Annotated in this window: 6 protein-coding genes; 3 read left to right on the top strand and 3 right to left on the bottom strand. The window is 62.2% G+C overall.

Going from position 1 to position 5,976, the window contains the following annotated elements; all coding sequences use genetic code 11:
* Both ABJK70_RS18620 and ABJK70_RS18615 read left to right on the top strand, forming a co-directional pair.
* The coding region (locus tag ABJK70_RS18620) for a response regulator transcription factor (protein ID WP_347258739.1) at window positions 1–408 on the top strand (408 nt) is incomplete at its 5' end.
* Between the two features lie 142 nt (window positions 409–550).
* Complete coding sequence (locus tag ABJK70_RS18615; protein WP_347258738.1) at window positions 551–1,990, top strand: ATP-binding protein; 1,440 nt, start codon at window positions 551–553, stop codon at window positions 1,988–1,990.
* A gap of 213 nt (window positions 1,991–2,203) precedes the next feature.
* Here ABJK70_RS18615 and ABJK70_RS18610 read toward each other — a convergent pair whose 3' ends face one another.
* From ABJK70_RS18610 to ABJK70_RS18600, 3 genes are all read right to left on the bottom strand, one after another.
* Window positions 2,204–3,118: a methyltransferase domain-containing protein gene (locus ABJK70_RS18610; RefSeq protein ID WP_077730900.1), complete on the bottom strand. Its 915-nt coding sequence runs from the start codon at window positions 3,116–3,118 to the stop codon at window positions 2,204–2,206.
* 110 nt (window positions 3,119–3,228) lie between these two features.
* Window positions 3,229–3,978: a class I SAM-dependent methyltransferase gene (locus ABJK70_RS18605; RefSeq protein WP_086133449.1), complete on the bottom strand. Its 750-nt coding sequence runs from the start codon at window positions 3,976–3,978 to the stop codon at window positions 3,229–3,231.
* A gap of 4 nt (window positions 3,979–3,982) precedes the next feature.
* Complete coding sequence (locus tag ABJK70_RS18600) at window positions 3,983–4,672, bottom strand: CDP-alcohol phosphatidyltransferase family protein (RefSeq protein ID WP_347258737.1); 690 nt, start codon at window positions 4,670–4,672, stop codon at window positions 3,983–3,985.
* Window positions 4,673–4,694: 22 nt separating this feature from the next.
* Between ABJK70_RS18600 and ABJK70_RS18595 the strand changes: the two genes are divergently transcribed.
* The gene (locus ABJK70_RS18595) at window positions 4,695–5,930 is read left to right on the top strand and encodes a glycosyltransferase family 4 protein (RefSeq protein ID WP_347258736.1); all 1,236 of its coding nucleotides are present in this window, start codon (window positions 4,695–4,697) and stop codon (window positions 5,928–5,930) included.
* Window positions 5,931–5,976 lie beyond the last annotated feature (46 nt).

Here is a 5,976-nt window from a genome sequence, read left to right as displayed (position 1 = left end):
TTCGAACCGCGCGAACTCCTGGCCCGCATCCGCAATATCCTGCGCCGCGCCCGTTCGCTGCCGAACAGGGGTGTTTCGGACTCGGCGCATCGCTGGCGATTCGCCGGCTGGACCCTGGATGGGCAGACGCGCCAACTCACCTCTCCCCAGGGCGTGGTAGTCGCGCTATCCGGAGCCGAATACCGCTTGCTGGAGGTATTTCTCACCCATCCCAACCGGGTGCTCACCCGCGATCAGCTCATGGATCTGATCCGCGGCCGAGAGGCTGATCCCTTCGATCGCTCCATCGACCTCCGGGTCAGCCGGCTGCGCCAGAAGCTGGGTGATAACGCACGGGCGCCAAACCTGATCAAAACACAGCGGAACGAGGGCTATGTTCTAGCCGCCGTGGTGGAGCAGGAATCATGAGGACACCTCGAAAAACCTACTGCGCGTCCCGATTGCTGCGTTGCGCGGTGCTCGGAATCCTCATGTACTCCGCGTACACTCCGGTTCCTGTGCTCCGGACGCCTTGCACTCGGGGCGCTCGCGACGGTTTTTCGAGGTGTCCATGAGCGTCTCCTTTCCGCCCCGCTCGCTTGCCGTCCGGCTGTTTCTTCTGCTGCTCGCCGGGGTGCTGATGGCGGTCTTCGTTACCGTGAGCCTGGCATTGCGGGAGCGCAGCCACATCGTGCACAGCTTTCGGGAACAAAGCGCGGCCGATCGCATCGCCGATATCCTCCATCTGCTCGCTTCCCTGCCGCCGGAACAGCGCCTCGCCGCAGTCCAGGCCTTGCCGTCCGGGCAATGGCGCATCGAACCTGCGGACGGAACGGCGGAGCCGACGCCACCTCTGCCGTTCAATCGCAACCGGTCATCCGGGGAAGGGGCATCCAGGCACTCCCTGGATGCCCGTTTGCGATTGGAGCACCCGGATGACCCTTCATTCACCGCCGCTCTCAGCGAAGCAGCCGGACCATCGATTGCGGTGGAAGCAGCATGGCGAACCCGAAACTCTGACTGCCGGGACCAACCGGCCGATTGCCAGCCGTCCCGGACCGTCGGTGCACGGGTCCGGTTTGCCGACGGACAACGGGTTCTGATCGAAGCGCGCCGCGAACTCCCGCCGCCACGACAACCGAGGGCCGAGGGATTCGTCACGAGCCTTTCGATTTTGGCGGGTTTTTTGGCGATCGTGGCCTGGTTCGCCGTCCGCCTGGTCCTACAACCCTTGCGGCGCCTGGTTCAAGCCGCCGAGTCGTTCGGCCGCGATCCGGAACATTCCTCCATGGACGAATCGGGACCTGTCGAAGTCAGGCAAGCCGCCCGGACCTTCAACCGGATGCGGGAACGCTTGCGCTCCCATATCGAAGAGCGAACCCGCATCCTCGCCGCTATCACCCACGACTTGAAGACGCCGCTCACCCGATTGCGCCTGCGGCTGGAGCAGTGCCGGGACGAGCCGCTTCGCGCCCGGCTGGCGGAGGACGTGGCGGCCATGCAGGCGCTGGTCGACGAGGGGCTGGACCTGGCGCGCAGCCTGGACTCGGGGCCGCCGCAGCAAACGATCGATCTCGGAGCCCTGCTGCAAAGCCTCTGCGACGATACCGTCGATGCCGGCGGCAAGGCCCGTTTCGAAGGACCGGACGGCGCGCTGATCTCGGGCCGGCCGGAAGCCCTGCGACGCAGTTTTCTCAACCTGATCGACAACGCGGTGAAATACGGTGGGGAAGCCGATGTGAGTCTGGAGCGCTCCGGCGACCACTGGCTGATAAGGGTGCGGGACTCCGGCCCCGGCATCCCGGAAGAGTATTTGGGCGAAGTGATGCAGCCGTTTTTCCGCCTGGAAACCTCGCGCTCGCGGGAAACCGGCGGCACCGGCCTGGGTCTGCCGATCGCCGCCAACCTGCTCGGCGCCCAGGGCGGAACGCTGAGCCTCCACAACCGCCCGCAAGGCGGCCTCGAAGCGCGGGTGCGCTTGCCGGTGTTTCGAAACCGGCCAAGGACTTGACCCATTTGTCGGCAAGGGATTGTCGACCTACGACTTCGTAGGGCGGGTTAGGCGCACATCGGTACGGTGCGGCCGTTGATCGCTGCGCTAAGCGTGCGCCGTAACCCGCCGAAACGCGCGGTGCCTTGGCGTTCGCTTCGGCGGGTTACGGTGCACGCCAGACTCATTGAGCTACGAGAGGGTCGTGGGGGCGCACCTAACCCGCCCTACCAATCACTTTTTTGCCCGGAAAATGCAATAGCGGACCATCTTGTCGCGGAACACCTTGTACTGGGCGAGCGCGACCTTGAAATTCGCGGTCTGTGCCTTGCTGCGGAGTCCCAGCCATTGCATGGTCAACTGCATCGGATAGGTCCACAGGGCAGTCAGGTACATTCTGCGGGACGAGGGCATGGTTTCGGCCGTGGCCTCGGTGATGTGGACGTCGCGGAAGCCGCATTCCTCCATGCCGGCCTGGAACTCCTCGACGCTGGCGAGGTTCGGCACGGCCCACCCGTTCAGGCAATCCATGACCGCCTGCCATTCCTCTTCGTTGAATTCCCGGCGCGTGGCATAGCCGTCGCAGGCGATCAGCGTGCCGCCCTTGCGCAGCAGGCGGTAGGCTTCCCGGAAGAAATCCCGCTTGTCGGTCGCATAGCAACTGCTTTCGACCGCCCAAACCACGTCGAAGGATTCGTCCGGGAACGGCGTCTTGCAGAAATCCGCCTGCTGAAAATCAACTTTATCGGACACCCCGTGGCGCTCGGCGTTCCGCTTGGCGTGCTCGACCTGCCGGGCACTGACCGTGACGCCGGTGGCGCGGCAGCCGATATGCTTCGCCAGCCAGATCGAGCTGCCGCCGATGCCGCAGCCCGCATCCAGGACATGGTCTTCCGGCTTGATGCCGGCGATTTCGGCGAGTATGCGATTCTTGTTCAGCAAGGCCTGGCTGTGGGTCTTGGTATTCTCGTCCCAATAACCGTAATGCAAGGCTAGATTCTCGTTGTCGAACCACGCGGTCCGGTAATCCCAATAACAGTCGTCGTAATGCTTCGCGGTGTCTACGCGAATGTCTTCCTCGGAAAACTCGGCGCCGTGGCGCAGGCTATCGTTGCGGTAATCTTTGTTCGGTTCGAGATAGTACGACATCGGTCTTTTATAGTTGTCAGTCAAAAACGGAAAATCGGTTCGGATGTCCGGCACGTTCGGTTGGCGCGCCGGCCGGGAAGCGGGCGTAATGATAACCCGAAGGATACGGATCAGCCGCGTCTTGCCGCACGGCAATAGAGTCCGCCGCGAAAGGACGGGACGCGCAACAGACGTCCGACGCCGTCCAGCAGCGTCAGAATCCGGGCAAGATAGGGCGGCATGTCGCCGCGCGGGATGAAGGTCCAGGAGCCGATGCGCTCGACCTCGAATCCGGCGGTTTCCAATAAATCGGTCAATTTTTTCTTCCCGAGAAAACGGTCCGTGCTCAGATGCTTGGTGCTGAGCCTCAGCCAAGGCGCAATTCGGGTGTACCAGACATATTCCGCGTTCGGCGTGAGACAGACGAAGACGCCGCCCGGCTTTAGAACGCGGCAAGCCTCGCGTAGCGCCTGCCGCTGATCGAGCATGTGCTCCAAGGCGCCGACGCACAGCACCGCATCCGCTTCGGCATCGCCCACCGAGCTCAAGCTTTCGGCGGGCGCCACGCTCAGACGGATGCGCTCGCCATGCGGGTGTCCAAGACGAAGATGCTCTGCCTGCTCGATCATGCTGGGCGAAAGATCGGTGCCGTGCACGCGCTCGAATCGGGCGGCCAGGGGAAAAAGATGCATCCCGGTGCCGCAGCCGATTTCGACCAGTGAACCGTGACCGGCGCGTTCCAGCAGGCGATCTATGATGCCGAGCCGGTAGCGCAAAAGCTTTTCCGCCTTGCCGTGGCAATCGCGGTAAACCGGCGCCAGACGGTCGAAAAACGCCCGAACGTCGTCCAAGCCTTTTATCGGCGTAGTGCGAAGACTCATGGCATCATCCCGGGCGTTGCGGCCGATAGAGCTGAAACAGGGAGTACAGAAACGAGGCGCATAGCGCGAACGTCGCCGCCACGGCGAAACCCGTACAGTGGAGCTCGACCGGCAGCAGGCACAGAACGAATACGACGATGGCGATCACCGAGACGGAGCGGGTGAACCAGTTGCCCGCCGCGACGCGCCGGGGCGGCCCCGCCAGTTTGACGAACAGCACGAACAGATAGCGCAACAAGCCGGGAAACAGAATCCAAATGCCGACATGGCCGCGGTTATAAAGAAGCAGGCATAGAGTTAGAAAAAAGAACGCATCCACTTCCTTGTCGAAGCAATCGCCGAAGGCCGAGGTCAGGCCGCGGCGTCTCGCCAGCCAGCCGTCCCAGTGGTCGGCGTATAAAATGGTCAGGGCGAAGGACGCTAGAAACCAGCCGTTCGATAGCGGAAAAAGCAGCAGAAAGAGCGTTGCCATCAAACGGATCAAGGTAATCGCGTTAGCCGCCCCGAACGCCCCGGAAGGCGTCCATTCCCGCCGGAACTGATGGATCAGGGCAAGAAAAGATGCAGCGGCCATCGCTGCGAGAAACTCCGGCGGGGACTTAAACCACAGACCTCCGATCGCGAGCCCCATCAGCATCGCATGGCGTTCGCTCCATTCGACCAATCGGGATTCAAGAGATAGCTTATGACTCATTCTGGTTATTTCGGTTGATACGATGAGACTCGTGTTCATTCATCCGCCGCTCGATGCCTGCCCTTCCGGCGGCAATGTCTTCAACCGCCAAATCATCCGCCAGGCGCGAGAAACAAGCTTTCCGCTCGAAGCCGCGGAAGTCCCGCCGGACGGCGCGATTCCCTATTTGCCGCGCAACGCGATTATTCTATGGGACAGCCTGCTTCTGGAAGACTTGTCGAATTATCCGCTAGAGCAATTTCCGATTCGGTGTCAGAGCGCCCGACAGGTAGGTCGGCAATCCCTTGCCGACTTATCGGCTCGGCAAAGGACTTCGTCGGAAGGGGCGTCCTGGCGCTCCCAGGACGGCCGTTTGCGATTGGGAAGGGATTGCCGACCTACGTTCTTCCCGCCCGACACGAAGCCGTACACCGGGATGAAAAACGCTCTAGCCGGGGATGAAGCAGTGCACGGGCTCTTGGTGCATTATGTCCCCTTTCTGAACCCGCTGCTCGACGCGGACCGGCGGAAAGAAGAGGAAGATCGGTTCGAGCGGGCGGCGGAGCGCGTCCGGTTCTTCATCGCGACCGGATTATCGATTCGATGCCTCCTCGAACGGCGCTACCCCGGTAAGCCGGCTTTCCTATGCGAACCCGGAGTCGATGCCGCGTTTCTTGCCGCGAGACAAGCATCGGGCAAGCGGTCAACGGACCAGCCGGTTCAAATCGCGACCGTCGCCAACCTGCTTCCCGCAAAAGGGCTGACTGAACTGCTCGAAATCCTGGCCGGACTCAGATATTGCGACTGGGCTTGGCACGTTGCGGGCTACGACCGAATCGACCCGAACTATGCCGGGCGCTTCCGCTCACGCATCGCGGATCTCGGACTGCAAACCCGGATTTTCCTTCACGGCGTTCTGGATACGCCGGAACTGGCGCGGTTTCTCGGCGGAATGGATGTTTTCGCCTTCGCCAGCCGATTCGAAGCGTACGGCATGGCTTTGGCGGAAGCGGCGGCCGTTGGCCTGCCCATCGTGACCACGGAGGTCGGCGAAGCATCGCGCATCGTGCGGCACGGAGAGACCGGCTTCGTTGTACCCCTCGCGGACCGCGAGGCTTTTCGGAATGGCCTGGAGCGACTGCTGTCGGACCGCGACTTGCGACGCCGTTACCGCTCACGGCTGCTGCGGAATACGCCCCGTACCTGGGACGCCGCTTTCGTTGACTTCCGGAATGCCGTCGAGGCTGTTGCACTCCGATCGTCAGGTACAACTGTCTAGGGCACAGTAATTCCAAATCGCTTTCAGTAGGAATTCATTCTTGTAG

It is taken from the genome of Methylocaldum sp. (assembly GCF_039794385.1).
Taxonomy (GTDB): Bacteria; Pseudomonadota; Gammaproteobacteria; order Methylococcales; family Methylococcaceae; genus Methylocaldum.
The sequence above is the reverse complement of the archived record's forward strand: the minus strand, read 5'-3'. Positions and strand labels throughout refer to the sequence as shown.

What these genes read in the sequence shown, in the direction of transcription:
- ABJK70_RS18605 (WP_086133449.1), bottom strand. Translation starts at nt 3,978, where the DNA reads ATGAGTCTTCGCACTACGCCGATAAAAGGCTTGGACGACGTTCGGGCG.
- ABJK70_RS18615 (WP_347258738.1), top strand. Translation starts at nt 551, where the DNA reads ATGAGCGTCTCCTTTCCGCCCCGCTCGCTTGCCGTCCGGCTGTTTCTT.
- ABJK70_RS18610 (WP_077730900.1), bottom strand. Translation starts at nt 3,118, where the DNA reads ATGTCGTACTATCTCGAACCGAACAAAGATTACCGCAACGATAGCCTG.
- ABJK70_RS18595 (WP_347258736.1), top strand. Translation starts at nt 4,695, where the DNA reads ATGAGACTCGTGTTCATTCATCCGCCGCTCGATGCCTGCCCTTCCGGC.
- ABJK70_RS18600 (WP_347258737.1), bottom strand. Translation starts at nt 4,672, where the DNA reads ATGAGTCATAAGCTATCTCTTGAATCCCGATTGGTCGAATGGAGCGAA.